Consider the following 26,448-nt stretch of genomic DNA (forward strand, 5'->3'; position numbering starts at 1 on the left):
TTTACTTAGTTAATGTTGTGTTTTTGCTACTGTTACGTCGCATCCTGCGCTTAATACGTTTAATGAATCGCGCCACCTTCCATGCGCGCTTAATGCAGTAGCCGTAGAGAGAAAATGCTAGCAAGAACAATACCAACATGGCCCACTCAGGCACAAAGTGCGTATATTCCGCCGTCACGCCAATCCCCGCTAGAATAGCAGCCGCCAGCGTAATAAGCACAAATGCCTGCCGGGAAGTGAATCCGGCTCGCATGATCAAATGATGAATGTGCTGACGGTCAGCAGAGAATGGACTCATTCCTTTACGCAGGCGGCGATACATAATCGCAACCATATCCATTAAGGGGATGGCAATAATCCATAGCGCCGTTACCGGGCTGATGGGATGCACATCGCCCTGAGTGGTTTCCAGCAAGATCCAAATGACAGTAAAGCCGATAAGCGTGCTACCCGCATCGCCCATGAAGACTTTATAGCGTCGGCCCAATGCGCCGAGATTTAACAGGATATAAGGCAGGATGGCAGCAATCATGGCGAAACACCACATAGCAAGGCTATATTGCCCATCGAACCATAAAATGAAACCAATGGCGGCAAATGAGACGCAGGACAGGCCACCAAGCAAACCATCAATACCGTCAACCATGTTGAACGCGTTAATCGCCACCCACACGGCAAAAAGTGTCAGGAAATAGCCGAATGGGCCGAGTTCCATCTCCCAGGCCCCGAAAATATAGCCCAGGCTACTCAGGTGCAACTTAGCAAACACCATCATTGCAATAGCGACAGCTGCCTGAACGAAAGCACGGATTTTGACGCTGATGTCGTATCTATCGTCTAGCGCACCAATCACAACAAGAACTGTTGAGCATATGAGATAAAGCCTGGCATGCGGAATATAGTAATCTGCAATAGCAAAAGTGAAGCAGATCCCCGCAAAAACAGAGATGCCACCGACCAGAGGGATCATGCCTTGATGACGTTTACGGAAGTTGGGTTTATCCACTAAGCCCAGATATTTTGCAACCTTACGTGCCAGAAACAAAAAGCAGGTGGTAAACAAGAAAATACTGGTTAGTTCAGTAAACGTATCAAGTAGGTTCACAATGGATGTTCTCAACAAATGTTAGTCAAGGAAGTATAACCATCAAGGGGCCGCGCCTGAAGTTATAAAGCAAACCTCTTACAATTCCATTTGTTTATTATTCAAGCTATTAATGTTTTTACTGTGCGAATTATCTTATTGTCGCACTGACCGGTCAAAATTGGGAGTAGGCGATACTAGCGTATAGTCCATAAAAGAAAAACGCCACGTAAAAACGTGGCGTTCGCTGGCTTTATTTACGTTACGAGCGCTTCATCATGTCGAAGAAATCGTCGTTGGTTTTGGTCATCGCCAGTTTGTTAATGAGGAACTCCATCGCGTCAATTTCACCCATTGGATGGATGATTTTGCGCAGGATCCACATTTTCTGCAGCTCTTCCTGCGTGGTGAGCAGCTCTTCCTTACGCGTACCGGAACGGTTGTAATCGATAGCCGGGAAGACGCGTTTTTCTGCGATTTTACGAGAGAGGTGCAGTTCCATGTTACCTGTACCTTTAAACTCTTCGTAGATAACCTCGTCCATTTTGGAGCCGGTATCGATCAGCGCCGTTGCGATGATGGTCAGGCTGCCGCCCTCTTCCACGTTACGTGCCGCACCGAAGAAGCGTTTTGGACGGTGCAGGGCGTTAGCGTCCACACCACCGGTCAACACTTTACCGGAAGCTGGCACCACGGTGTTGTAGGCACGCGCCAGACGGGTGATGGAGTCAAGCAGGATGATCACGTCTTTCTTGTGCTCAACCAGGCGTTTCGCCTTCTCGATAACCATTTCCGCAACCTGAACGTGGCGAGATGCTGGCTCGTCGAAGGTAGAAGCAACCACTTCACCTTTAACCAGACGCTGCATCTCGGTCACTTCTTCCGGACGTTCGTCAATCAGCAGCACCATCAGCACGCAGTCTGGGTGGTTGTAGGCAATGCTCTGCGCGATGTTCTGCAGCAGCATGGTTTTACCCGCTTTTGGCGGGGCCACAATCAGACCACGCTGGCCGCGACCGATTGGCGATGCCAGATCCAGGACGCGCGCGGTTAAGTCTTCGGTAGAACCGTTACCACGCTCCATGCGCAGGCGAGAGTTCGCGTGCAGAGGCGTTAAGTTCTCAAAGAGGATCTTGTTACGCGAGTTTTCTGGTTTATCGAAGTTAACTTCATTGACTTTCAACAGCGCAAAGTAGCGTTCACCCTCTTTAGGAGGACGAATCTTACCTGAAATGGTGTCACCAGTGCGGAGGTTGAAACGGCGGATTTGGCTGGGGGATACGTAGATGTCGTCAGGGCCGGCGAGGTAGGAGCTGTCTGCAGAGCGGAGGAAACCAAATCCGTCTTGCAATATCTCCAGCACACCGTCGCCAAAGATATCTTCGCCACTCTTAGCGTGCTGCTTCAGGATGGCGAAAATGATGTCCTGCTTGCGCATACGAGCCTGGTTTTCCAGTCCCATATTTTCGCCGAGAGTGATCAGCTCAGAAACCGGCGTATTCTTTAATTCGGTAAGATTCATAATGGTGTGGGTTCTTAAACTCGGAGTGATTCTCGAACTTAATGTTGTGAATGGTATGGCAGGGTCATCCATGCCTGTTTAGCGGCCATCACCTCATGTCTGTTCGCTGTCTGGTCACAGGGAAAAAACGCAGAACTGAAACGACAAGACGGATTGAGTGACAAGCCCGGAATTTAGCCACTTCACGCATTGTTCATGTCAACAAAGGGAAGTATCGGGTAAAACAAGATTCAAACAATAGATATGTTTAAAACGAAGTCATAGCTAACTTAGCACGACTTCAGCCGGGCGTCCAGAGTTCCACATCATTTAGCCGGGGGCTCTGGACGCACAGCGGAGAAACCTTACGCCAGGTTAGCGTCCAGGAACTCTTTCAGCTGACCTTTGGACAGCGCGCCCACTTTGGTCGCCGCCACTTCGCCGTTTTTGAACAGCAGAAGGGTCGGGATGCCACGGATACCGTATTTCGGTGCGGTGCCCGGGTTCTGGTCGATGTTCAGCTTGGCAACCGTCAGTTTGCCCTGATATTCGTCAGCGATCTCATCCAGAATCGGGGCGATCATTTTGCAAGGACCACACCATTCAGCCCAGAAATCGACGAGGATCAGCCCGTCAGCCTTAAGTACGTCCGTGTCAAAACTGTCGTCAGTCAGGTGAATAATTTTATCGCTCATATATAACTCCACAGGAATAAGCCTGGTACGTTGGTTTTGTCTCCACCAACGACGTGTTGATGTCGCATTAACCAACTAAAGGTTGACTTTATTTCACCGGATACGCTTTCGTAAAGCAATAGTAAGCTGATATTCTACCACACTATGAGCAAAACACATTTAACAGAACAGAAGTTTTCCGACTTCGCCCTGCACCCAAAAGTGATCGAAGCCCTTGAAACAAAAGGGTTTCATAACTGCACGCCCATTCAGGCTCTCGCCCTGCCGCTGACGCTGGCCGGTCGCGATGTTGCAGGGCAGGCGCAAACCGGTACCGGCAAAACGATGGCGTTTTTAACGTCAACGTTCCATTATTTACTTTCTCACCCAGCGATTGCAGACCGCAAAGTTAACCAGCCGCGCGCGCTAATTATGGCCCCGACGCGAGAACTGGCGGTACAGATCCATGCAGACGCTGAACCCCTGGCACAGGCTACTGGTCTGAAGCTTGGCCTGGCCTATGGCGGGGACGGCTACGATAAGCAGCTGAAAGTGCTGGAAAGCGGCGTGGATATCCTGATTGGGACCACCGGCCGTCTTATCGACTACGCCAAACAGAACCATATCAACCTCGGCGCCATCCAGGTTGTGGTGCTTGATGAAGCTGATCGTATGTACGATCTGGGCTTCATTAAAGATATCCGCTGGCTGTTCCGCCGCATGCCGCCGGCAAATCAGCGCCTGAACATGCTGTTCTCTGCCACCCTTTCTTATCGCGTACGCGAGCTGGCGTTCGAGCAGATGAACAACGCCGAGTATGTGGAAGTGGAGCCGGAGCAGAAAACGGGCCACCGCATTAAAGAAGAGCTCTTCTATCCTTCCAATGAAGAGAAAATGCGTCTGCTGCAAACGTTGATCGAAGAAGAGTGGCCCGATCGCGCCATTATCTTCGCGAACACTAAACACCGCTGTGAAGACATCTGGGGCCATCTGGCTGCCGACGGTCACCGTGTTGGCCTGTTGACCGGCGACGTGGCGCAGAAAAAACGCCTTCGTATCCTCGACGAGTTCACCCGTGGCGATCTTGATATTCTGGTCGCAACCGATGTGGCGGCACGTGGTTTACACATTCCGGCCGTGACGCACGTCTTTAACTACGATCTGCCAGACGACTGCGAAGACTACGTACACCGTATCGGTCGTACCGGTCGTGCGGGCGCAAGCGGTCACTCGATTAGCCTTGCGTGTGAAGAGTATGCGCTGAATCTTCCAGCCATTGAGACCTACATCGGTCACTCTATTCCGCAGAGTAAATACAATCCGGAAGCGCTGTTAAGCGAACTGCCGCCGCCTAAGCGTCTATCCCGCCCGCGCTCCGGCAATGGTCCGCGTCGTTCAGGCGGCGCACCGCGTAATCGTCGTCGTTCAGGTTAATACATTATGCTCAGCTCCACCTCGCTCTATGCGGCAATTGATCTCGGTTCGAATAGTTTTCATATGCTGGTTGTGCGTGAGGTGGCGGGAAGCATACAAACGCTGACGCGCATTAAGCGCAAGGTCCGCCTCGCGGCGGGCCTGAGCAGTGATAATTACCTCTCGCCTGAAGCCATGGAACGTGGCTGGCAATGCCTGCGGCTCTTTGCTGAGCGCCTGCAGGATATCCCGCATGCTCAAATCACCGTCGTCGCCACAGCGACGCTCAGACTGGCAGTTAACGCCGTAGATTTTATTGCCAAAGCGCAGGAAATTCTGGGGTGTCCGGTTCAGGTTATCAGCGGTGAAGAAGAAGCACGCCTGATCTACCAGGGCGTTGCCCACACCACCGGGGGTGACGATCGCCGTCTGGTGGTGGATATCGGCGGAGCGAGTACCGAACTGGTAACCGGCACCGGCGCGCAGGCGACGTCGCTGTTCAGCCTGTCGATGGGCTGCGTAACCTGGCTTGAACGTTACTTTACTGACCGGAATCTGGGTAAAGAGAACTTCGACGAGGCGGAAAACGCCGCGCGCGCAGTACTACGCCCGGTAATGGACGAACTGCGCTATCACGGCTGGAAAGTCTGCGTCGGGGCTTCGGGTACCGTGCAGGCCCTGCAGGAAATCATGATGGCGCAGGGCATGGACGAGCGGATCACGCTTGCCAAACTTCAGCAGCTTAAACAGCGTGCCATTCAGTGCGGACGTCTGGAAGAGCTGGAAATTGAAGGCCTGACGCTGGAACGTGCCCTGGTTTTCCCAAGCGGGCTGGCCATTCTGATCGCCATATTCACCGAACTAAATATCCAGTGTATGACCCTGGCCGGCGGCGCGCTGCGCGAAGGTCTGGTCTATGGAATGCTGCATCTGTCGGTGGATCAGGACATCCGCAACCGTACGCTGCGCAACGTCCAGCGTCGATTTCTGGTTGATATCGATCAGGCTGGCCGCGTATCACAGCTGGCATCACGCTTTGCCGACCAGGTCGCTAACGCCTGGGATCTTGATCATCTGAGCCGCGATTTATTGCTGAGCGCCTGTGCGCTGCACGAGGTGGGGCTCAGCATAGATTTTAAGCAGGCACCTGCTCACGCAGCGTATCTGGTGCGCAACCTGGATTTGCCGGGCTACACGCCCGCACAGAAAAAGCTGCTGGCAACGCTACTGCTGAACCAGACCAACGCCGTCGATCTCTCCTCTTTGCATCAGCAAAATGCCGTACCGCCGCGCGTGGCCGAGCATCTGTGTCGCCTGCTGCGTCTGGCAATTCTGTTTGCCAGCCGCCGCCGCGATGATTTGTTACCCGCCATTAATCTGCTAGCCGATGATGAGAAGCTGACGCTGACGCTGCCGGAAAACTGGATTGAGAATCACCCGCTTGGGGCAGAGATGATCGATCAGGAGTGCCAGTGGCAGAGCTATGTGCACTGGGTGCTTGAGGTGAAGTAATACGCTGAACACTGCCGGGTGGCGGCTTCGCCTTACCCGGCCTACTCATCATTATCCCTTCTCTTTGGCTTTTGCCAGCATGGCGCGAATGTTCGCCACGTTAGCCTGCCCTTTGTGCATCCGCTCTTCCGCGGTAATCACTTTGCGCTCCTGTTCCCAGATCAGATCGTCCTGCGGCAGTTCCAGCAGGAAACGGCTGGGTTCCGGGCGCACGAGTTCACCGTACTGACGGCGCTCTTTACAGAGCGTGAACGTCAGCTCCTTTTGCGCGCGGGTGATCCCCACGTAGGCCAGACGGCGCTCCTCGTCGACATTATCTTCATCAATGCTGCTCTGGTGCGGCAATAATCCTTCTTCCATACCGACCAGATACACATACGGGAACTCCAGCCCTTTTGACGCATGCAGCGTCATCAGCTGAACCTGGTCGGCCTCTTCTTCGCTCTCGCCGCGCTCCATCATGTCGCGCAGGGTAAAGCGGGTGACCACCTGCGTTAACGTCATCGGCTCATCTATCTCAGAGCCTTCCAGCATTTCGGTCATCCAGCTAAAAAGCTGGTTAACGTTTTTCATACGCATTTCTGCCGCTTTCGGGCTGGCAGAGGTTTCGTACAGCCAGGATTCGTAGTCAATGCCGTGGATCAGATCGCGTACCGCCGCCACGGGCTCGCGCTCAGCCAGGCGCTGCACTTCACCCAGCCAGTGAGTGAAGCGGGTTAAATTATCATACCCGCGCCCCGTCAGCGTCTGGCTCAGCCCCATATCAAAGCTGGCGGTAAACAGGCTCTTATTGCGGGTCATCGCCCATTCGCCCAGCTTTTGCAGCGTCGCCGGACCAATCTCGCGCTTTGGTGTATTCACGATGCGCAGAAACGCGCTGTCGTCATCCGGGTTCGTGAGCACGCGCAGATAGGCCAGCAGATCTTTAATTTCTGGCCGCGAGAAGAACGAAGTGCCGCCGGAAATTTTGTACGGAATGCGGTTCTGCATCAGCATCTTTTCAAAGACGCGCGACTGGTGATTGCCGCGATAGAGGATCGCGTAATCCTTGTATTCGGTTTTATTGACGAAGTGGTGGGCGATCAGTTCGCCCGTCACGCGCTCCGCCTCATGCTCTTCATTATTGGCGCTGAGCACCTTCAGCTCCGTACCGTAGCCAAGTTCGGAGAAGAGACGCTTTTCAAAAACGTGCGGGTTATTGGCAATCAGGATGTTTGCCGCCTTCAGGATGCGCCCGGAGGAACGGTAGTTCTGCTCCAGCTTAATCACCTGCAGCGCGGGGAAATCTTTGCTCAGAAGCACCAGGTTTTGCGGGCGTGCGCCGCGCCAGGAGTAAATTGACTGGTCATCATCGCCAACCACGGTGAAGCGCGCGCGCTGCCCCACCAGCAGCTTCACCAGCTCGTACTGGCTGGTGTTGGTGTCCTGATACTCATCCACCAGCAGGTAGCGGATTTTATTCTGCCAGCGCTCGCGCACCTCTTCATTTCGCTGTAAAAGCAGCGTCGGCAAGAGGATCAGATCGTCGAAGTCCAGCACGTTGCACGCTTTCATGTGCGCGTCGTACAGACCATAGCAGTGGGCAAAGATCCGATCCCGTTCGCCTTTAGCGATCGCCGCAGCCTGGGCCGGGGTCATCAGATCGTTTTTCCAGTTCGAGATCGTTGAGATCAGCTGCTGCAACAGCACCTTATCATCCTCAATCAGCCCCTCGGTGAGCTCTTTGAGTAACGCCACCTGGTCGGTGTCATCGAACAGCGAAAAGTTGGATTTCATCCCCAACGCGGCGTATTCACGTTTAATGATATCCAGCCCCAGCGTGTGGAAGGTAGAGATCATCAGCCCGCGCGCCTCTTTGCGCCCCAGCGTCTGGCCGACACGCTCTTTCATCTCGCGCGCCGCTTTGTTGGTAAAGGTAACCGCCGCAATGTGGCGGGCCTGATAGCCGCAGCCGCGGATCAGGTGCGCAATCTTATTGGTGATGACGCGCGTTTTACCGGATCCTGCGCCCGCCAGCACCAGACACGGTCCGGTTACAAATTCGACGGCTTGTTGTTGTCCGGGATTTAAACGCATAAATGATCGCTCAATGAAAGTCAGGAGGGGAGAATAACAGCGTGGTAGTATAGCGAGCCTAATCCATACCACTCAAGGCACGATCATGGCAAAAACAGCAGCAGCACTGCATATTCTTGTTAAAGAAGAGAAACTGGCTCTGGATCTTCTGGAGCAGATCAAAAACGGCGCCGACTTCGGCAAACTGGCGAAGAAGCACTCTATTTGTCCGTCAGGCAAGCGTGGCGGCGATTTAGGCGAATTCCGTCAGGGTCAAATGGTTCCGGCGTTCGATAAAGTGGTCTTCTCCTGCCCGGTGCTGGAGCCAACCGGTCCGCTGCATACTCAGTTCGGTTATCACATTATTAAAGTGCTGTATCGCAAATAAAAAAGCCGGGTGGCGGCTGCGCCTTACCCGGCCTACATCTTACGTTTTTGTAGGTCGGGTAAGCGAAGCGCCACCCGACAAGGTTGTTAACCTGCTACAGCAATACGTTTCATATCGGTCATGTAGCCGCGCAGTTTGTGGCCCACTTTCTCGATCTGGTGGCTGCGAATCGCTTCGTTTACGTCGCGCAGCTGCGCGTTGTCTACCGCACCTTCCGCAATCGCTTTGCCCAGATCGCCCGTCTGCAGTGTGGTCATGAACTCTTTCAGCAGCGGTACGCAGGCGTAAGAGAACAGATAGTTACCGTATTCTGCGGTATCAGAGATAACCACGTTCATTTCGTACAGACGCTTACGGGCGATGGTGTTCGCGATCAGCGGCAGCTCGTGCAGAGATTCGTAGTACGCCGACTCTTCGATGATGCCGGAATCCACCATGGTTTCGAACGCCAGCTCAACGCCTGCTTTCACCATCGCAATCATCAGTACGCCTTTATCGAAGTACTCCTGCTCGCCGATTTTACCTTCATACTGCGGCGCGGTTTCGAACGCGGTTTTACCGGTCTCTTCACGCCAGGTCAGCAGTTTCTTGTCGTCGTTGGCCCAGTCCGCCATCATGCCGGAAGAGAATTCGCCGGAGATGATGTCGTCCATATGTTTCTGGAAAAGCGGCGCCATAATGGTTTTCAGCTGTTCAGACAGGGCGTAAGCACGCAGTTTTGCCGGGTTGGACAGACGGTCCATCATCAGCGTAATACCGCCCTGCTTCAGCGCTTCGGTGATGGTTTCCCAGCCGAACTGAATCAGTTTTTCTGCGTATGCCGGGTCGGTACCTTCTTCCACCAGCTTGTCGAAGCAAAGCAGAGAACCCGCCTGCAGCATGCCACACAGAATGGTCTGCTCGCCCATCAGGTCAGATTTCACTTCCGCAACGAAGGAAGATTCCAGCACGCCAGCGCGGTGACCGCCGGTCGCAGCAGCCCAGGCTTTGGCAATCGCCATGCCTTCGCCTTTCGGATCGTTTTCCGGGTGAACTGCGATAAGCGTCGGCACGCCGAAGCCACGCTTGTACTCTTCACGCACTTCGGTACCCGGGCACTTCGGCGCCACCATCACTACGGTGATGTCTTTACGGATCTGCTCGCCCACTTCAACGATGTTGAAGCCGTGGGAGTAACCCAGCGCGGCGCCGTCTTTCATCAGCGGCTGTACGGAACGCACCACGTCAGAGTGCTGCTTGTCTGGCGTCAGGTTAACGACCAGGTCCGCCTGCGGGATCAGCTCTTCATAGGTACCCACTTTGAAGCCGTTTTCTGTCGCTTTACGCCATGAAGCGCGCTTTTCGGCAATCGCTTCTTTACGCAGGGCGTAAGAGATATCCAGACCGGAGTCACGCATGTTCAGGCCCTGGTTCAGGCCCTGTGCGCCACAGCCGACGATGACCACTTTTTTACCCTGAAGGTAGCTTGCGCCATCGGCAAATTCATCGCGCGCCATGAAGCGGCATTTGCCCAGCTGCGCCAGCTGCTGGCGCAAGTTCAGTGTATTAAAGTAGTTAGCCATGGGTGATACCTCGTGATGTTGTGTGTCTTATTGTTCGGTTCGCGTTTCAGCGAGAATGTACCCACATTACAACAGGAAATTTATTGCGGAAATTGATATATTCACAACGTCACATTGCAATTTTTGCAATGTAAAAAGAGGGAGTGGAATCGGTGGATTTACGCGATCTAAAAATGTTCCTGCACCTGGCGGAAAGCCGTCACTTTGGCCGCAGCGCCCGGGCGATGCACGTCAGCCCGTCCACACTTTCGCGCCAGATCCAGCGCCTTGAGGAAGACCTCGGCCAGCCGCTTTTCGTGCGCGATAACCGTACCGTTACCCTCACGGAAGCGGGCGAAGAGCTGCGCATTTTTGCCCAGCAGACGCTATTGCAGTACCAGCAGCTGCGGCACTCAATCGATCAGCAGGGGCCATCACTCTCCGGTGAGCTGCATATTTTTTGCTCCGTAACCGCCGCCTACAGCCATCTGCCCCCCATCCTTGACCGCTTCCGCGCGGCGCATCCGTCGGTTGAAATTAAGCTCACCACCGGCGACGCCGCCGACGCAATGGAAAAAGTGGTGACCGGCGAAGCGGATCTGGCCATTGCCGGAAAACCCGAAACCCTGCCGGGCGCGGTGGCGTTCTCGATGCTGGAGAATCTGGCGGTGGTGCTGATTGCCCCGGCGCTGCCCTGCCCGGTGCGTAATCAGGTATCGGTAGAAAAACCGGACTGGTCGACGGTGCCGTTTATCATGGCCGATCAGGGGCCGGTGCGCCGCCGCATCGAGCTGTGGTTCCGCCGTCAGAAAATCAGCAATCCATCGATTTACGCCACCGTTAGCGGTCATGAGGCGATGGTGTCGATGGTGGCGCTCGGCTGCGGCGTGGCGCTGCTGCCGGAAGTGGTGCTGGAAAACAGCCCGGAACCGGTGCGCAACCGCGTGATGATTCTGGAGCGCAGCGACGAGAAGACGCCTTTTGAACTTGGCGTGTGCGCACAAAAAAAGCGGCTGCATGAGCCGCTTATTGATGCGTTCTGGACGATATTGCCGAACCACTAGCCAGCCAGAAAGAACCTGAACGCCGGGTTATGGGTTTCGTCGTGGCACTCATAGCCCAGCTCGTTCAGGCGCGTTTCGAAATCCGGCTCGTGCTCGCCCAGTTCGAACGCCGCCAGCACGCGCCCGTAGTCGGTGCCGTGGCTACGGTAGTGGAACAGAGAGATGTTCCAGTGCGTGCCGAGCGTGTGCAGGAACTTGAGCAACGCGCCCGGCGATTCCGGAAACTCGAAGCTGAACAGGCGTTCCTGGAGCGGCTTTGAGGGACGACCGCCAACCATGTAACGCACATGCAGCTTAGCCATTTCATCGTCGGACAGATCGACCACGCTGTAGCCGCCTTCATGCAGCAGGCTGAGGATCTCTTTACGCTCCTCCACGCCACGGCTCAGACGCACGCCGACAAAAATGCAGGCATCTTTCGCATCGGCAAAGCGGTAGTTGAACTCCGTTACCGAACGACCGCCCAGCAGCTGGCAGAACTTGAAGAAGCTGCCCTTCTCTTCCGGGATGGTCACCGCCAGCAGCGCTTCACGCTGTTCGCCCAGCTCGCAGCGCTCGGAAACGTAGCGCAGGCCGTGGAAGTTCACGTTCGCACCAGAGAGCACGTGCGCCAGACGTTCGCCGCGAATGTTGTGCTGGGCGATGTATTTTTTCATCCCCGCCAGCGCCAGCGCGCCGGACGGCTCCGCCACCGCACGTACATCTTCGAATAGATCTTTCATTGCCGCGCAGATGGCGTCGCTGTCGACGGTGACGATATCGTCCAGATACTCCTGGCACAGACGGAACGTTTCATCGCCAATGCGCTTCACCGCCACGCCCTCGGCAAACAGCCCGACACGCGGCAGGTCGACCGGATGTCCGGCGTCCAGCGCCGCCTTCAGGCAGGCAGAGTCTTCCGCCTCAACGGCGATGACTTTGATCTGCGGCATCAGCTGTTTAATCAGCACCGCCACGCCTGCGGCTAAACCACCGCCGCCCACCGGGACAAAGACCCGGTCGAGATGGGCATCCTGCTGCAACAGCTCAAGCGCCAGCGTGCCCTGTCCGGCAATCACCATCGGGTGGTCGAACGGCGGCACCCAGGTAAAGCCCTGCTGCTGCGCCAGCTCAATCGCTTTGGCTTTGGCTTCGTCAAAGTTCGCGCCGTGGAGCAGCACTTCTCCGCCAAAACCGCGCACCGCGTCGACTTTGATATCCGCGGTGGCAACCGGCATCACGATCAGCGCTTTCAGACCCAAACGAGCAGACGAGAACGCCACGCCCTGCGCATGGTTGCCCGCCGACGCGGTAATGACGCCGCGCGCTTTCTGCTCATCCGTCAGCCCGGCCATCATCGCGTAGGCACCGCGCAGCTTAAAGCTGTGCACCGGCTGGCGGTCTTCGCGCTTCACCAGAATGACGTTGTCGAGGCGCGAGGAGAGTTTTTCCATTTTTTGCAGGGGCGTGACCTGCACAGCTTCATAGACCGGCGCGCGTAGCACCGCTCTCAGGTATTCCGCCCCCTCAGGGGCGGCGGATAAGGGTTGTGACTCGGCCATCATTAGCCCCCAAGTTTAGATTTATCGCGCACCGCGCCTTTATCTGCACTGGTTGCAAGGCTCGCATAGGCGCGCAGGGCGAAGGAGACTTCGCGCTGGCGATCTTTCGGCGTCCAGGCTTTGTCGCCGCGGGCTTCCTGCGCTTCACGACGGGCCGCAATCTCCTGGTCGCTCAGCTTGAGCTGAATGCCGCGATTCGGAATGTCGATTTCAATCAGATCGCCATCTTCGATGATCGCGATGTTGCCGCCGCTTGCCGCTTCCGGGGAGACGTGGCCGATGGAGAGACCAGACGTGCCGCCGGAGAAACGCCCGTCGGTGATCAGCGCGCAGGCTTTACCGAGGCCCATCGATTTCAGGAAGGTGGTCGGGTAGAGCATCTCCTGCATGCCCGGGCCGCCTTTCGGCCCTTCGTAGCGAATGACAACCACGTCGCCTTCCACCACTTTGCCGCCGAGGATGGCGTCTACCGCCTCGTCCTGGCTTTCGTACACTTTCGCCGGACCGGTGAATTTCAGGATACTGTCGTCCACGCCTGCGGTTTTCACGATGCAGCCATTTTCCGCAAAATTACCGTACAGCACCGCCAGACCGCCGTCTTTGCTGTAGGCGTGCGCCAGCGAGCGGATGCAGCCTTCAGCACGGTCGTCATCCAGCGTGTCCCAGCGGCAATCCTGCGAGAACGCCTGGGTGGTGCGAATACCGGCCGGACCGGCGCGGAACATCTTTTTCACCGCGTCGTCTTTGGTCAGCATCACGTCGTATTGATCCAGCGATTCCGGCAGCGTCAGGCCAAGCACGTTTTTCACGTCGCGGTTCAGCAACCCGGCGCGATCCAGCTCGCCCAGGATACCGATGACGCCACCCGCACGGTGCACGTCTTCCATGTGGTACTTCTGGGTACTCGGCGCGACTTTACACAGCTGCGGCACTTTGCGGGAGAGCTTGTCGATGTCGCTCATGGTGAAGTCGATTTCGGCTTCCTGCGCGGCGGCCAGCAGGTGCAGAACGGTGTTAGTGGAGCCGCCCATGGCGATATCCAGCGTCATGGCGTTTTCGAACGCCGCTTTACTGGCGATATTGCGCGGCAGCGCGCTGGCATCGTCCTGCTCGTAGTAGCGTTTGGTCAGCTCAACGATACGTTTACCGGCGTTGAGGAACAGCTGCTTACGGTCGGCGTGGGTCGCCAGCAGCGAGCCGTTGCCCGGCTGGGAAAGGCCCAGCGCTTCGGTCAGGCAGTTCATGGAGTTGGCCGTGAACATGCCGGAACAGGAGCCGCAGGTCGGGCACGCGGAGCGTTCCACCTGATCGCTCTGTTCGTCAGAGACTTTCGGGTCTGCGCCCTGGATCATCGCATCGACCAGGTCGAGCTTGATGATTTTGTCGGAGAGCTTGGTTTTACCCGCCTCCATCGGACCGCCGGAGACGAAGATCACCGGAATGTTCAGGCGCAGGGAGGCCATCAGCATCCCCGGGGTGATTTTGTCGCAGTTGGAGATACAGACCATCGCATCGGCGCAGTGGGCGTTGACCATATACTCCACCGAGTCGGCGATCAGCTCGCGCGACGGCAGTGAATAGAGCATTCCCCCGTGGCCCATTGCGATACCGTCATCCACCGCAATGGTGTTGAACTCTTTCGCCACGCCGCCAGAGGCTTCGATTTGCTCGGCAACCAGCTTACCGAGATCGCGCAGATGCACGTGGCCCGGTACAAACTGGGTGAAGGAGTTCACCACGGCGATAATTGGCTTGCCGAAATCGGCGTCGGTCATTCCGGTGGCGCGCCACAATGCGCGGGCACCCGCCATGTTACGGCCGTGGGTGGTGGTGGCTGAACGATACTTAGGCATGCTTTATTGACTCCCGTCTGACTATTTAATGGGACGGTGCGTGCCGTCCCACATTTATATTTAGTGATTAACCTGATCCAACCAGCCGTATTTATCTTCTGTTTCGCCGGTGAAGAGGCCAAAGAAGGCTTGCTGGATGCGTTTGGTCACCGGACCACAGCGGCCTTCACCCACCTGAATACCGTCGACGCTGCGAACCGGCGTGATTTCAGCCGCGGTACCGGACATGAACACTTCGTCTGCCAGGTAGAGGGATTCGCGGGACAGCACCTGCTCGCGCACTTCGATACCCAGATCTTTCGCCAGCTTGATGATCGCATCACGGGTGATGCCCGGCAGCGCGGAAGAGGTGAACGGCGGGGTAAACAGAATGCCGTCTTTTACTTCAAACAGGTTTTCGCCCGCGCCTTCTGAGATGTAGCCGTTCACGTCGAGGGCGATGCCTTCCTGATAGCCGTGGCGGCGCGCTTCGCTGCCGACCAGCAGTGAGGAGAGGTAGTTACCGCCCGCTTTTGCGGCGGTCGGGATGGTGTTTGGCGCCACGCGGTTCCAGGAAGAAACCATTGCGTCGATCCCCTGATCCAGTGCTTCTGCGCCCAGGTAGGCGCCCCACGGGAACGCAGCAATGATCACATCAGTGTTGTAACCGGCCGGCGGGTTCACGCCCATGCCCACATCACCCACGAAGACCAGCGGGCGAATATAGGCGCTGGTCAGTTTGTTCTGGCGAATCACTTCGCGGCAGGCTTCCATCAACTCATCAACGCTTTGAGAGACCGGGAAACGATAAATTTTGGCTGAGTCATGCAGACGCTGCATGTGTTCGCGATGGCGGAACACCACTGGCCCTTTGTGAGAATCGTAGCAACGGATGCCTTCAAACACGGAGGTACCGTAGTGCAGCGCATGGGACATCACGTGAACTTTCGCGTCTTCCCAGCGAACCATCTCACCATTGAACCAAATGTAATCAGCTTTTTTTGTCGTCATTTTTTCGTCCTGTCACGCTCAAGCGCGGATTTGTTGTGATGTGGTTGTGCTCTGGCAGATGGCAACATGGGCAACGTCTACCAGCTTTGATAACTGACTAAACAGTAAGTCGACCGGCCGCGGGCTGGCAACGGTTAATTCGATACTGATGTTCTGGGCGTCGGTGGCCGTTTCCATATTCATAGAGCAAATCTGAAAGCCACGGTGGCGAACCACGCGCAATACGCGTTCTAACGTTTCCGGGTTGAAGCGAGCCTGCACGGCGACCTGATGATGCATCATGATAATTTCTCCAGCATTTGTGAGTTACTGGCACCGGGCGGTACCAACGGCCAGACGTTCTCAAGCTCGTCGATTGAGACATGAAGCAGGTATGGCCCTTCGCTTGACAGCATGGTGTCGAGTGCCGCTTCAACCTGGTCTTTACGGGTGATGTGCTGGCCAGGAATGCCGAAGGCGCTGGCCAGGGTGAGGAAATCGGGGTTATCGGTGAGCGTCGTTTCGCTGTAACGCTCCTGGAAGAACAGCTGCTGCCACTGGCGAACCATCCCTAAACGCTGGTTATCGAGCAACACGATCTTCAGCGGTAACTGCTTGCGCTTCACGGTGCCGAGCTCCTGAACGTTCATCATGAAGGAGCCGTCACCGGAGATACAGATCACGGTATCGTTCGGGCGGGCCACCTGTGCGCCTACGGCTGCCGGCAGGCCAAAGCCCATCGTGCCTAAGCCGCTGGAGGTGATGAAGTTCTCCGGGCGGGTGTAGGTCATATGCTGGGCTGACCACATCTGATGCTGGCCCACATCGGTCGTCACCACGCTGTCGGCGGGTTTACGGTCGGACAACTGCTTCAACAGCAGCGGCGCATAGATGGCATCGCCGGGATGGTCGTAACGCCAGGCGTGCTCGGCGCGCATGTCTGCGGTGTGCTGACGCCATGCGTTGATATCCAGCGGCTGCTCCAGCGCCGGTAACAGCGCGTTAAGATCGCCCTGCAACGCCACGTGCGCCTGACGCAGTTTGTTCATCTCCGCCGGGTCGATATCCATATGGATCACTTTGGCATTCGGCGCGAAGGTATTCAGCTTGCCGGTGACGCGGTCATCGAAACGGGCACCTGCGACGATAAGCAAGTCGCACTCCTGCACCGCCAGGTTTGCCGCTTTAGTGCCGTGCATTCCCAGCATGCCGAGGTAGTACGGGTAGTCCGCGTCTACCGCACCCAGACCTTTCAGGGTGCAGGTGGCGGGCATTTGCGTGGTTGCAAGGAACGCGCGAAGCGCCGGAACAGCCTGCGCCATACCCACCCCGCCGCCGACGTACAGCATCGGCTGCTTCGCCTGCGCCATCATCTGACGCGCCTCTTCAACCTCTGCATGGGGAAACGCATCGTCGCTTTCCACGGTGGAGAAATGCGGCTCCAGATCGCCAAATGCAACCTGGATATCTTTCGGAATATCCACCAGAACCGGGCCAGGACGGCCAGAACTGGCAACCTCGAACGCTTCGGCCATCACGCGCGGCAGCTCTTCGAGGGACTGAACGAGGAAGCTGTGCTTGGTGCAGGCTAGCGATAAGCCGAGGACATCTACTTCCTGGAAGGCATCGGTACCGATGAACGGAGAGGCCACCTGACCGGTAATCGCCACGACAGGAACGGAATCGAGCAGCGCGTCAGCCAGGCCGGTGATCAGGTTCGTTGCGCCCGGACCTGAGGTCGCCATGCATACACCGGTTTTACCTGTCGCGCGGGCATAACCAATAGCTGCCATCGCTGCGCCCTGCTCGTGTCGGCACAAGAGGTGTTCCACGCCGCCGTCATACAGTGCATCGTAAATCGGCATAATTGCGCCACCCGGATAACCGAATACGGTTTCGACTCCCTGCGCGCGCAACGCATGTACTACCCATTGTGCCCCATTCATAGTTAGTTCCCCGTCATAAATCTGGAGAAACAGAATTTTGTGCTAGTCGTCATTCTCTGCTCCTCATTTAAGTTTTTTAGTCATAAAAAAACCCCCGGACCTTTCGGTGCGGGGGTCTTAGTTCGTTAAGGCTTGATTTCTAAGCCTTTCCTCGTCCAAGTGCAGCCCCGCACGGTGGGATAATAATCACCACCACGCTAATCACGACCAGGCTAATCACTCGTAGAAGGGCTGTCATTTTCAGTTCTTTTTGCATCTTGTTCGAAGGAATACCTAAAGAGTTATCACAGTTTTTAAATCAAACACAAGATTTATTTATGAAGGATTTGATTAGCAAGCGAACCAAATTTCATGAACATATTGTTTTATATGAGGAAATTTGGATGTGAATATTTTTCATTTTTTATTGCAGATCTAACCGTTAAAGCGCGCCTTTTTACATTTTGCGAGTGTGCTTCCACGGTGATGCAATGGTTTCAATGCTCCCTGAAAATCTCTGAACAGGCGGCGTAAATACGTAAAAAGAGGCTAAACAGAGAAAACAGGCACTGGCATAGTCAGACCAGGAGGTAGTACAAATGTCACTGTCAGTTGTTTATACGCGAGCGGCTCTCGGGGTAAAGGCTCCGCTTATTTCCGTAGAGGTTCATTTGAGTAATGGGCTGCCCGGACTCACGCTTGTCGGGTTACCTGAAACCACGGTTAAAGAGGCCAGGGACCGCGTTCGTAGCGCAATAATAAACAGCGGTTATACCTTCCCCGCAAAGAAGATCACCATCAACCTTGCTCCCGCCGACCTGCCCAAAGAGGGTGGGCGATACGATTTACCTATCGCAATTGCGCTTCTCGCGGCTTCTGAGCAGCTTAATACGACCAGGCTAGGCTCGTATGAGTTCGTGGGTGAACTCGCGCTCACAGGCGCACTGAGAGGCGTTCCCGGTGCGATATCGGGAGCGCTGGAAGCCATACGTGCAGGGCGGCAAATCGTTGTGGCCAATGAAAACGCATCAGAAGTGAGTCTTATTGCAGAAAAGGGATGTCTCGTCGCCGGGCATCTTCAGGAAGTGTGCGCCTGGCTGGAAGGCCGCCATGAACTGTCCGAGCCGGAAGAGTGCGAAGAGGCTATAGCGGATGCGCCAGAAGACCTCAGCGAGATCATGGGACAGGAGCAAGGGAAACGGGCGCTGGAGATTACGGCAGCGGGTGGGCACAATCTCCTGCTGATTGGCCCGCCGGGTACGGGCAAAACCATGCTGGCGAGCAGGCTAAGCGGGCTGCTCCCGCCGCTTAGTAACCATGAAGCGCTGGAAAGCGCCGCCATCTATAGCCTGATCGGTTCGACGTCGTTGCACAAACAGTGGCGTCGACGTCCCTTTCGTTCCCCGCATCATAGCGCGTCACTGACGGCAATGGTCGGTGGTGGGTCTATTCCGGGGCCGGGTGAGATCTCGCTGGCACACAATGGCATTCTGTTTCTCGATGAGCTGCCTGAGTTTGAGCGCCGCGTGCTGGATGCGCTGAGGGAGCCCATTGAATCCGGTGAGATACATATTTCACGCACGCGAGCCAAAATAAGCTATCCCGCCCGTTTTCAGCTCGTGGCGGCGATGAACCCCAGTCCGACGGGGCATTATCAGGGCAACCATAACCGCTGTACGCCAGAGCAGACGCTGCGCTATCTGGGAAAGCTGTCTGGCCCGTTTCTCGACCGTTTCGATTTATCACTGGAAATCCCCCTTCCGCCGCCGGGCCTGCTCAGGCAGACGGATAGACTGGGTGAAAGCTCCGCGCATGTTCGCGAGCGGGTTATCGCGGCACAGGCGAGACAGTATGCCCGTCAAAACAGGCTGAATGCACGACTGGATAATGCAGGGATCCGACAGTTTTGTTCTCTTAACGTTGAAGATGCGGCTTGGCTGGAGGAGACGTTGACGCGCTTTGGGCTTTCCATACGTGCGTGGCAGCGCTTGTTAAAAGTAGCCAGAACCATTGCGGACGTGGAGGGCTGTACTGATATTGCGAGGAAACACTTGCAGGAAGCGCTGAGCTATCGGGCGATCGATCGTTTGCTTTTGCATCTGCAAAAGTTACTGGCATAAAAAAAGGGGCCGTAGCCCCTTTTTTTATTAGTCGTCAGACTCGGTGTAGTCTTCTGCACCTTCCATCTGCGGTTTACCGCCAGACAGCGTATGGAAACGTTTTGGACGCTTAATGCGAGCCATGTACTTGATCCATACACGTTCCGCTTCAGACTGCGGCTCACGCTCACCACGGCACACTGAGACAAACTGTTTTTCATCTTCAGTTGCAGGCTCACGTTTACCCAGATCCAGCTCGTTAAAGGCATAACCATGACGCTCAAGCAGCTGCGCCTCTTTGATGGTGAAATCGCCGTGACGAGAGAACCCGCGCGGATAATGTTTATTGTCGAAAAAACGATTAGTCGTCGTAAAGCTTTCCGCCATCCTACACGCTCCTAATTCTTTGGCCGAGCTATTTATGGCGCGGAGTATTAGTTACGCTTGACAGAGTGTAAAACAAAACATTTAAATCATAACGACAAATTATTTTGCGGAGAAAGATGTGGATACGGAATTGCTAAAAACTTTCCTTGAAGTGAGCAGAACGCGTCACTTCGGGCGAGCCGCTGAAGCCCTTTACCTGACGCAGTCAGCAGTCAGTTTTCGTATTCGACAGCTGGAAAATCAACTGGGTGTGAATCTTTTTACCCGCCATCGCAACAATATCCGCCTCACGCCTGCCGGTGAAAAACTGCTTCCGTATGCGGAGACATTGATGAATACCTGGCAGGCAGCGCGCAAAGAGGTTGCGCATACGTCGAGGCACAACGAGTTCTCGATAGGGGCCAGTGCATCTCTGTGGGAATGCATGCTCAGTCAGTGGCTTACCCGGCTATATCACTCCCATGGCCATTTACAATTTGAAGCCAGAATTGCGCAACGTCAGTCGCTGGTTAAGCAACTTCATGAGCGTCAATTGGATCTGCTGATCACTACAGAAGCCCCCAAGATGGACGAATTTAGCAGCCAGATTGTTGGACAGTTCGGTCTGGCTCTTTATGCTTCTGAACCCTCAAAGATGAAAGCAGACCTGACCTATTTGCGGCTGGAGTGGGGACCTGATTTTCAGCAACATGAGACGGGATTGATCGCACCTGATGATGTTCCACAGTTAACAACCAGTTCTGCCGAGATTGCCTGTCAGCAACTCCCCTTGCTGAAGGGTTGCACCTGGTTACCAGTCCGTTGGGCAGACACCAAGCCTGGACTGCATACCGTGGTGGATTCCACCACCCTTTCGCGGCCGCTGTATGCGATTTGGCTGCAAAATAGCGACAAGCAATCGCAAATAAAAGATCTATTAAAAATCAATGTAATGGATTGATGCTGAGGCCAGCAGGGACGCTGGCTGCATTTAAGAATGCTGAAATTTCACCGGGTTTCAGGCAAAAAAAATCCTTTGCCGAAGCAAAGGATTCTATATGGCAGGGGCGGAGAGACTCGAACTCGCGACACCCGGTTTTGGAGACCGGTGCTCTACCAACTGAGCTACGCCCCTAAAGTTTTTTGCCATTAAGCCTGCCATTACTGGCAGGCTTAATGTCTTAATAAGTGGCGGAACGGACGGGACTCGAACCCGCGACCCCCTGCGTGACAGGCAGGTATTCTAACCGACTGAACTACCGCTCCACCGAAGACTGCTTGTAACCACCGGATTAATGCACCGGCTTACTACTTAATTTGATGCCTGGCAGTTCCCTACTCTCACATGGGGAGACCCCACACTACCATCGGCGCTACGGCGTTTCACTTCTGAGTTCGGCATGGGGTCAGGTGGGACCACCGCGCTAAAGCCGCCAGGCAAATTCTGTTAATCTGTATCAGGCTGAAAATCTGTCTCTCACCGCCAAAACACCTTCGGCGTTGTAAGGTTAAGCCTCACGGTTCATTAGTACCGGTTAGCTCAACGCATCGCTGCGCTTACACACCCGGCCTATCAACGTCGTCGTCTTCAACGTTCCTTCAGGAGACTTAAAGTCTCAGGGAGAACTCATCTCGGGGCAAGTTTCGTGCTTAGATGCTTTCAGCACTTATCTCTTCCGCATTTAGCTACCGGGCAGTGCCATTGGCATGACAACCCGAACACCAGTGATGCGTCCACTCCGGTCCTCTCGTACTAGGAGCAGCCCCCCTCAATTCTCCAGCGCCCACGGCAGATAGGGACCGAACTGTCTCACGACGTTCTAAACCCAGCTCGCGTACCACTTTAAATGGCGAACAGCCATACCCTTGGGACCTACTTCAGCCCCAGGATGTGATGAGCCGACATCGAGGTGCCAAACACCGCCGTCGATATGAACTCTTGGGCGGTATCAGCCTGTTATCCCCGGAGTACCTTTTATCCGTTGAGCGATGGCCCTTCCATTCAGAACCACCGGATCACTATGACCTGCTTTCGCACCTGCTCGAGCCGTCACTCTCGCAGTCAAGCTAGCTTATGCCATTGCACTAACCTCCTGATGTCCGACCAGGATTAGCTAACCTTCGTGCTCCTCCGTTACTCTTTGGGAGGAGACCGCCCCAGTCAAACTACCCACCAGACACTGTCCGCAACCCGGATCACGGGTCCACGTTAGAACACCAGCCATTAAAGGGTGGTATTTCAAGGACGGCTCCACGCAGACTGGCGTCCACGCTTCAAAGCCTCCCACCTATCCTACACATCAAGGACCAGTGTTCAGTGTCAAGCTATAGTAAAGGTTCACGGGGTCTTTCCGTCTTGCCGCGGGTACACTGCATCTTCACAGCGAGTTCAATTTCACTGAGTCTCGGGTGGAGACAGCCTGGCCATCATTACGCCATTCGTGCAGGTCGGAACTTACCCGACAAGGAATTTCGCTACCTTAGGACCGTTATAGTTACGGCCGCCGTTTACCGGGGCTTCGATCAAGAGCTTCGCGTTGCCGCTAACCCCATCAATTAACCTTCCGGCACCGGGCAGGCGTCACACCGTATACGTCCACTTTCGTGTTTGCACAGTGCTGTGTTTTTAATAAACAGTTGCAGCCAGCTGGTATCTTCGACTGATTTCAGCTCCGTCCGCAGGGACTTCACCTACATATCAGCGTGCCTTCTCCCGAAGTTACGGCACCATTTTGCCTAGTTCCTTCACCCGAGTTCTCTCAAGCGCCTTGGTATTCTCTACCTGACCACCTGTGTCGGTTTGGGGTACGATTTCGTGTTACCTGATGCTTAGAGGCTTTTCCTGGAAGCAGGGCATTTATCACTTCAGCACCGTAGTGCCTCGTCATCACGCCTCAGTGTTAAAGTGAACCGGATTTGCCTGGAACACACACCTACACGCTTAAACCGGGACAACCGTCGCCCGGCTGACATAGCCTTCTCCGTCCCCCCTTCGCAGTAACACCAAGTACAGGAATATTAACCTGTTTCCCATCGACTACGCCTTTCGGCCTCGCCTTAGGGGTCGACTCACCCTGCCCCGATTAACGTTGGACAGGAACCCTTGGTCTTCCGGCGAGCGGGCTTTTCACCCGCTTTATCGTTACTTATGTCAGCATTCGCACTTCTGATACCTCCAGCATGCCTCACAGCACACCTTCAACGGCTTACAGAACGCTCCCCTACCCAACAACACATAGTGTCGCTGCCGCAGCTTCGGTGCATGGTTTAGCCCCGTTACATCTTCCGCGCAGGCCGACTCGACCAGTGAGCTATTACGCTTTCTTTAAATGATGGCTGCTTCTAAGCCAACATCCTGGCTGTCTGTGCCTTCCCACATCGTTTCCCACTTAACCATGACTTTGGGACCTTAGCTGGCGGTCTGGGTTGTTTCCCTCTTCACGACGGACGTTAGCACCCGCCGTGTGTCTCCCGTGATAACATTCTTCGGTATTCGTAGTTTGCATCGGGTTGGTAAGCCGGGATGGCCCCCTAGCCGAAACAGTGCTCTACCCCCGAAGATGAGTTCACGAGGCGCTACCTAAATAGCTTTCGGGGAGAACCAGCTATCTCCCGGTTTGATTGGCCTTTCACCCCCAGCCACAGGTCATCCGCTAATTTTTCAACATTAGTCGGTTCGGTCCTCCAGTTAGTGTTACCCAACCTTCAACCTGCCCATGGCTAGATCACCGGGTTTCGGGTCTATACCCTGCAACTTAACGCCCAGTTAAGACTCGGTTTCCCTGCGGCTCCCCTATACGGTTAACCTTGCTACAGAATATAAGTCGCTGACCCATTATACAAAAGGTACGCAGTCACACCACGAAGGTGCTCCCACTGCTTGTACGTACACGGTTTCAGGTTCTTTTTCACTCCCCTCGCCGGGGTTCTTTTCGCCTTTCCCTCACGGTACTGGTTCACTATCGGTCAGTCAGGAGTATTTAGCCTTGGAGGATGGTCCCCCCATATTCAGACAGGATACCACGTGTCCCGCCCTACTCTTCGAGTTCACAACCTGTGCATTTTCGTGTACGGGACTGTCACCCTGTACCGTGCGACTTTCCAGACGCTTCCACTAACACACAAGCTGATTCAGACTCCGGGCTGCTCCCCGTTCGCTCGCCGCTACTGGGGGAATCTCGGTTGATTTCTTTTCCTCGGGGTACTTAGATGTTTCAGTTCCCCCGGTTCGCCTCGTTAACCTATGTATTCAGTTAACGATAGTGTGACGGATCACACTGGGTTTCCCCATTCGGACATCGACGGGTCAAAGGTTCATATCACCTCGCCGTCGCTTTTCGCAGATTAGCACGTCCTTCATCGCCTCTGACTGCCAGGGCATCCACCGTGTACGCTTAGTCGCTTAACCTCACAACCCGAAGATGTTTCACTTCTGATTGCGAAAATTTGAGAGACTCGAACACACCATTAAAGATGTGTCGTTTCAATTTTCAGCTTGATCCAGATTTTTAAAGAGCAAAACTTCGCAGTGCACCTTTTCAGGTTCACTCTGAAGTTTTCTTGTGTTCGCAGTAAAAGATGGTGGAGCTATGCGGGATCGAACCGCAGACCTCCTGCGTGCAAAGCAGGCGCTCTCCCAGCTGAGCTATAGCCCCATCGTTTTGCCAACCTCTTCAAATTTGCTTCGCAAATTTGGTAGGCCTGAGTGGACTTGAACCACCGACCTCACCCTTATCAGGGGTGCGCTCTAACCACCTGAGCTACAAGCCTGTAGAGGTTTTTTACTGCTGTTTTTCATCAGACAATCTGTGTGAGCACTGCAAAGGCAGGTTCTTTAAGGTAAGGAGGTGATCCAACCGCAGGTTCCCCTACGGTTACCTTGTTACGACTTCACCCCAGTCATGAATCACAAAGTGGTAAGCGCCCTCCCGAAGGTTAAGCTACCTACTTCTTTTGCAACCCACTCCCATGGTGTGACGGGCGGTGTGTACAAGGCCCGGGAACGTATTCACCGTGGCATTCTGATCCACGATTACTAGCGATTCCGACTTCATGGAGTCGAGTTGCAGACTCCAATCCGGACTACGACGCACTTTATGAGGTCCGCTTGCTCTCGCGAGGTCGCTTCTCTTTGTATGCGCCATTGTAGCACGTGTGTAGCCCTACTCGTAAGGGCCATGATGACTTGACGTCATCCCCACCTTCCTCCAGTTTATCACTGGCAGTCTCCTTTGAGTTCCCGGCCTAACCGCTGGCAACAAAGGATAAGGGTTGCGCTCGTTGCGGGACTTAACCCAACATTTCACAACACGAGCTGACGACAGCCATGCAGCACCTGTCTCAGAGTTCCCGAAGGCACCAAAGCATCTCTGCTAAGTTCTCTGGATGTCAAGAGTAGGTAAGGTTCTTCGCGTTGCATCGAATTAAACCACATGCTCCACCGCTTGTGCGGGCCCCCGTCAATTCATTTGAGTTTTAACCTTGCGGCCGTACTCCCCAGGCGGTCGACTTAACGCGTTAGCTCCGGAAGCCACGCCTCAAGGGCACAACCTCCAAGTCGACATCGTTTACGGCGTGGACTACCAGGGTATCTAATCCTGTTTGCTCCCCACGCTTTCGCACCTGAGCGTCAGTCTTTGTCCAGGGGGCCGCCTTCGCCACCGGTATTCCTCCAGATCTCTACGCATTTCACCGCTACACCTGGAATTCTACCCCCCTCTACAAGACTCTAGCCTGCCAGTTTCGAATGCAGTTCCCAGGTTGAGCCCGGGGATTTCACATCCGACTTGACAGACCGCCTGCGTGCGCTTTACGCCCAGTAATTCCGATTAACGCTTGCACCCTCCGTATTACCGCGGCTGCTGGCACGGAGTTAGCCGGTGCTTCTTCTGCGGGTAACGTCAATCGATGAGGTTATTAACCTCACCGCCTTCCTCCCCGCTGAAAGTACTTTACAACCCGAAGGCCTTCTTCATACACGCGGCATGGCTGCATCAGGCTTGCGCCCATTGTGCAATATTCCCCACTGCTGCCTCCCGTAGGAGTCTGGACCGTGTCTCAGTTCCAGTGTGGCTGGTCATCCTCTCAGACCAGCTAGGGATCGTCGCCTAGGTGAGCCGTTACCCCACCTACTAGCTAATCCCATCTGGGCACATCTGATGGCAAGAGGCCCGAAGGTCCCCCTCTTTGGTCTTGCGACGTTATGCGGTATTAGCTACCGTTTCCAGTAGTTATCCCCCTCCATCAGGCAGTTTCCCAGACATTACTCACCCGTCCGCCACTCGTCACCCGAGAGCAAGCTCTCTGTGCTACCGTTCGACTTGCATGTGTTAGGCCTGCCGCCAGCGTTCAATCTGAGCCATGATCAAACTCTTCAATTTAAGTTTGATGCTCGTGAATTAAACTTCGTAATGAATTACGTATGTTCACTCAGAGACTTGGTATTCATTTATTGTCCGAAGAC

General features: G+C 54.9%; 19 protein-coding genes, 4 tRNA genes and 3 rRNA genes. 6 read left to right on the top strand and 20 right to left on the bottom strand.

Annotation, left to right across the window (positions count from 1 at the left end):
* Position 1: 1 nt before the first annotated feature.
* The 3 genes from wecA to trxA all read right to left on the bottom strand — a co-directional run bounded on the left by wecA (position 2) and on the right by trxA (position 3,280).
* Positions 2–1,105, bottom strand: a complete 1,104-nt coding sequence (gene wecA / locus IB212_RS22255) for a UDP-N-acetylglucosamine--undecaprenyl-phosphate N-acetylglucosaminephosphotransferase (RefSeq protein ID WP_028014814.1) — start codon at positions 1,103–1,105, stop codon at positions 2–4.
* Between the two features lie 241 nt (positions 1,106–1,346).
* Positions 1,347–2,606: a transcription termination factor Rho gene (gene rho, locus IB212_RS22260; RefSeq protein ID WP_008501566.1), complete on the bottom strand. Its 1,260-nt coding sequence runs from the start codon at positions 2,604–2,606 to the stop codon at positions 1,347–1,349.
* 344 nt (positions 2,607–2,950) lie between these two features.
* Positions 2,951–3,280: a thioredoxin TrxA gene (gene trxA, locus IB212_RS22265; RefSeq protein WP_006179218.1), complete on the bottom strand. Its 330-nt coding sequence runs from the start codon at positions 3,278–3,280 to the stop codon at positions 2,951–2,953.
* A gap of 144 nt (positions 3,281–3,424) precedes the next feature.
* Between trxA and rhlB the strand changes: the two genes are divergently transcribed.
* Both rhlB and gppA read left to right on the top strand, forming a co-directional pair.
* Positions 3,425–4,693 (top strand): ATP-dependent RNA helicase RhlB, encoded by a 1,269-nt coding sequence (gene rhlB / locus IB212_RS22270; RefSeq protein WP_028014815.1) that lies wholly within the window; start codon positions 3,425–3,427, stop codon positions 4,691–4,693.
* A 6-nt stretch (positions 4,694–4,699) separates the two neighbouring features.
* Positions 4,700–6,184: a guanosine-5'-triphosphate,3'-diphosphate diphosphatase gene (gene gppA, locus IB212_RS22275; protein ID WP_041911816.1), complete on the top strand. Its 1,485-nt coding sequence runs from the start codon at positions 4,700–4,702 to the stop codon at positions 6,182–6,184.
* A gap of 51 nt (positions 6,185–6,235) precedes the next feature.
* Here the strand turns inward: gppA and rep are convergent, their stop codons facing one another.
* Positions 6,236–8,260 (bottom strand): DNA helicase Rep, encoded by a 2,025-nt coding sequence (gene rep, locus IB212_RS22280; RefSeq protein WP_028014817.1) that lies wholly within the window; start codon positions 8,258–8,260, stop codon positions 6,236–6,238.
* Positions 8,261–8,345: 85 nt separating this feature from the next.
* On the opposite strand from rep, the gene ppiC reads away from it, so the two are divergent.
* Positions 8,346–8,627, top strand: a complete 282-nt coding sequence (gene ppiC / locus IB212_RS22285; protein ID WP_004886861.1) for a peptidylprolyl isomerase PpiC — start codon at positions 8,346–8,348, stop codon at positions 8,625–8,627.
* A gap of 86 nt (positions 8,628–8,713) precedes the next feature.
* On the opposite strand, the gene ilvC is transcribed toward ppiC, so the two are convergent.
* Positions 8,714–10,189: a ketol-acid reductoisomerase gene (gene ilvC, locus IB212_RS22290; protein ID WP_021242831.1), complete on the bottom strand. Its 1,476-nt coding sequence runs from the start codon at positions 10,187–10,189 to the stop codon at positions 8,714–8,716.
* 152 nt (positions 10,190–10,341) lie between these two features.
* Between ilvC and ilvY the strand changes: the two genes are divergently transcribed.
* Positions 10,342–11,232: an HTH-type transcriptional activator IlvY gene (gene ilvY / locus IB212_RS22295; RefSeq protein WP_008501572.1), complete on the top strand. Its 891-nt coding sequence runs from the start codon at positions 10,342–10,344 to the stop codon at positions 11,230–11,232.
* Here the strand turns inward: ilvY and ilvA are convergent.
* The 7 genes from ilvA to ilvL form a co-directional block, all read right to left on the bottom strand.
* Positions 11,229–12,773: a threonine ammonia-lyase, biosynthetic gene (gene ilvA, locus IB212_RS22300; protein ID WP_155963384.1), complete on the bottom strand. Its 1,545-nt coding sequence runs from the start codon at positions 12,771–12,773 to the stop codon at positions 11,229–11,231. The two genes, ilvY and ilvA, sit on opposite strands and share 4 nt — an antisense overlap.
* Before the next feature lie 2 nt (positions 12,774–12,775).
* A complete protein-coding gene (ilvD, locus tag IB212_RS22305) occupies positions 12,776–14,626 on the bottom strand; it encodes a dihydroxy-acid dehydratase (protein ID WP_041911814.1) in 1,851 nt (616 codons plus the stop codon).
* A gap of 60 nt (positions 14,627–14,686) precedes the next feature.
* Positions 14,687–15,616, bottom strand: coding sequence for a branched-chain-amino-acid transaminase (ilvE, locus tag IB212_RS22310; protein ID WP_003860182.1), 930 nt, complete (start codon positions 15,614–15,616; stop codon positions 14,687–14,689).
* Between the two features lie 18 nt (positions 15,617–15,634).
* Positions 15,635–15,898 (bottom strand): acetolactate synthase 2 small subunit, encoded by a 264-nt coding sequence (gene ilvM, locus IB212_RS22315; protein WP_041911813.1) that lies wholly within the window; start codon positions 15,896–15,898, stop codon positions 15,635–15,637.
* Positions 15,895–17,541: an acetolactate synthase 2 catalytic subunit gene (gene ilvG, locus IB212_RS22320; RefSeq protein WP_041911812.1), complete on the bottom strand. Its 1,647-nt coding sequence runs from the start codon at positions 17,539–17,541 to the stop codon at positions 15,895–15,897. The genes ilvM and ilvG overlap by 4 nt, the downstream gene beginning before the upstream one ends.
* Before the next feature lie 2 nt (positions 17,542–17,543).
* A complete protein-coding gene (ilvX, locus tag IB212_RS22325) occupies positions 17,544–17,594 on the bottom strand; it encodes a peptide IlvX (RefSeq protein WP_166792073.1) in 51 nt (16 codons plus the stop codon).
* 86 nt (positions 17,595–17,680) lie between these two features.
* Entirely contained in the window at positions 17,681–17,779 is a 99-nt protein-coding gene (gene ilvL / locus IB212_RS22330) for an ilv operon leader peptide (RefSeq protein WP_001311244.1), read from the bottom strand.
* Between the two features lie 340 nt (positions 17,780–18,119).
* Between ilvL and IB212_RS22335 the strand changes: the two genes are divergently transcribed.
* A complete protein-coding gene (locus IB212_RS22335; RefSeq protein ID WP_041911811.1) occupies positions 18,120–19,640 on the top strand; it encodes a YifB family Mg chelatase-like AAA ATPase in 1,521 nt (506 codons plus the stop codon).
* 27 nt (positions 19,641–19,667) lie between these two features.
* On the opposite strand, the gene IB212_RS22340 is transcribed toward IB212_RS22335, so the two are convergent.
* Entirely contained in the window at positions 19,668–20,006 is a 339-nt protein-coding gene (locus IB212_RS22340; RefSeq protein ID WP_008501577.1) for a DUF413 domain-containing protein, read from the bottom strand.
* A 118-nt stretch (positions 20,007–20,124) separates the two neighbouring features.
* On the opposite strand from IB212_RS22340, the gene hdfR reads away from it, so the two are divergent.
* The gene (hdfR, locus tag IB212_RS22345; protein WP_028014823.1) at positions 20,125–20,946 is read left to right on the top strand and encodes an HTH-type transcriptional regulator HdfR; all 822 of its coding nucleotides are present in this window, start codon (positions 20,125–20,127) and stop codon (positions 20,944–20,946) included.
* A 98-nt stretch (positions 20,947–21,044) separates the two neighbouring features.
* Here hdfR and IB212_RS22350 read toward each other — a convergent pair.
* The 7 genes from IB212_RS22350 to IB212_RS22380 all read right to left on the bottom strand — a co-directional run bounded on the left by IB212_RS22350 (position 21,045) and on the right by IB212_RS22380 (position 26,365).
* Positions 21,045–21,120: transfer RNA gene (locus IB212_RS22350), tRNA-Trp, on the bottom strand.
* A gap of 54 nt (positions 21,121–21,174) precedes the next feature.
* Positions 21,175–21,251 (bottom strand) — tRNA-Asp (locus tag IB212_RS22355).
* A gap of 56 nt (positions 21,252–21,307) precedes the next feature.
* Positions 21,308–21,423 (bottom strand): 5S ribosomal RNA (rrf, locus tag IB212_RS22360).
* A gap of 66 nt (positions 21,424–21,489) precedes the next feature.
* Positions 21,490–24,393 (bottom strand): 23S ribosomal RNA (locus IB212_RS22365).
* A gap of 171 nt (positions 24,394–24,564) precedes the next feature.
* A tRNA-Ala gene (locus tag IB212_RS22370) sits at positions 24,565–24,640 on the bottom strand.
* 38 nt (positions 24,641–24,678) lie between these two features.
* Positions 24,679–24,755: transfer RNA gene (locus tag IB212_RS22375), tRNA-Ile, on the bottom strand.
* Positions 24,756–24,825: 70 nt separating this feature from the next.
* Positions 24,826–26,365 (bottom strand): 16S ribosomal RNA (locus IB212_RS22380).
* Together the 16S, 23S and 5S rRNA genes with 4 tRNA genes alongside form the textbook arrangement of a ribosomal RNA operon.
* Positions 26,366–26,448 lie beyond the last annotated feature (83 nt).

The sequence above is a fragment of the Enterobacter sp. E12 genome (assembly GCF_014596715.2).
Taxonomy (GTDB): domain Bacteria; phylum Pseudomonadota; class Gammaproteobacteria; order Enterobacterales; family Enterobacteriaceae; genus Enterobacter; species Enterobacter bugandensis.

Coding starts and splice junctions, on each gene's coding strand:
- ilvL (WP_001311244.1), bottom strand. CDS start 17,779: ATGACAGCCCTTCTACGAGTGATTAGCCTGGTCGTGATTAGCGTGGTG.
- ilvG (WP_041911812.1), bottom strand. CDS start 17,541: ATGAATGGGGCACAATGGGTAGTACATGCGTTGCGCGCGCAGGGAGTC.
- rho (WP_008501566.1), bottom strand. CDS start 2,606: ATGAATCTTACCGAATTAAAGAATACGCCGGTTTCTGAGCTGATCACT.
- ppiC (WP_004886861.1), top strand. CDS start 8,346: ATGGCAAAAACAGCAGCAGCACTGCATATTCTTGTTAAAGAAGAGAAA.
- IB212_RS22335 (WP_041911811.1), top strand. CDS start 18,120: ATGTCACTGTCAGTTGTTTATACGCGAGCGGCTCTCGGGGTAAAGGCT.
- IB212_RS22340 (WP_008501577.1), bottom strand. CDS start 20,006: ATGGCGGAAAGCTTTACGACGACTAATCGTTTTTTCGACAATAAACAT.
- rhlB (WP_028014815.1), top strand. CDS start 3,425: ATGAGCAAAACACATTTAACAGAACAGAAGTTTTCCGACTTCGCCCTG.
- rep (WP_028014817.1), bottom strand. CDS start 8,260: ATGCGTTTAAATCCCGGACAACAACAAGCCGTCGAATTTGTAACCGGA.
- ilvM (WP_041911813.1), bottom strand. CDS start 15,898: ATGATGCATCATCAGGTCGCCGTGCAGGCTCGCTTCAACCCGGAAACG.
- trxA (WP_006179218.1), bottom strand. CDS start 3,280: ATGAGCGATAAAATTATTCACCTGACTGACGACAGTTTTGACACGGAC.
- ilvA (WP_155963384.1), bottom strand. CDS start 12,773: ATGGCCGAGTCACAACCCTTATCCGCCGCCCCTGAGGGGGCGGAATAC.
- gppA (WP_041911816.1), top strand. CDS start 4,700: ATGCTCAGCTCCACCTCGCTCTATGCGGCAATTGATCTCGGTTCGAAT.
- ilvC (WP_021242831.1), bottom strand. CDS start 10,189: ATGGCTAACTACTTTAATACACTGAACTTGCGCCAGCAGCTGGCGCAG.
- ilvD (WP_041911814.1), bottom strand. CDS start 14,626: ATGCCTAAGTATCGTTCAGCCACCACCACCCACGGCCGTAACATGGCG.
- ilvE (WP_003860182.1), bottom strand. CDS start 15,616: ATGACGACAAAAAAAGCTGATTACATTTGGTTCAATGGTGAGATGGTT.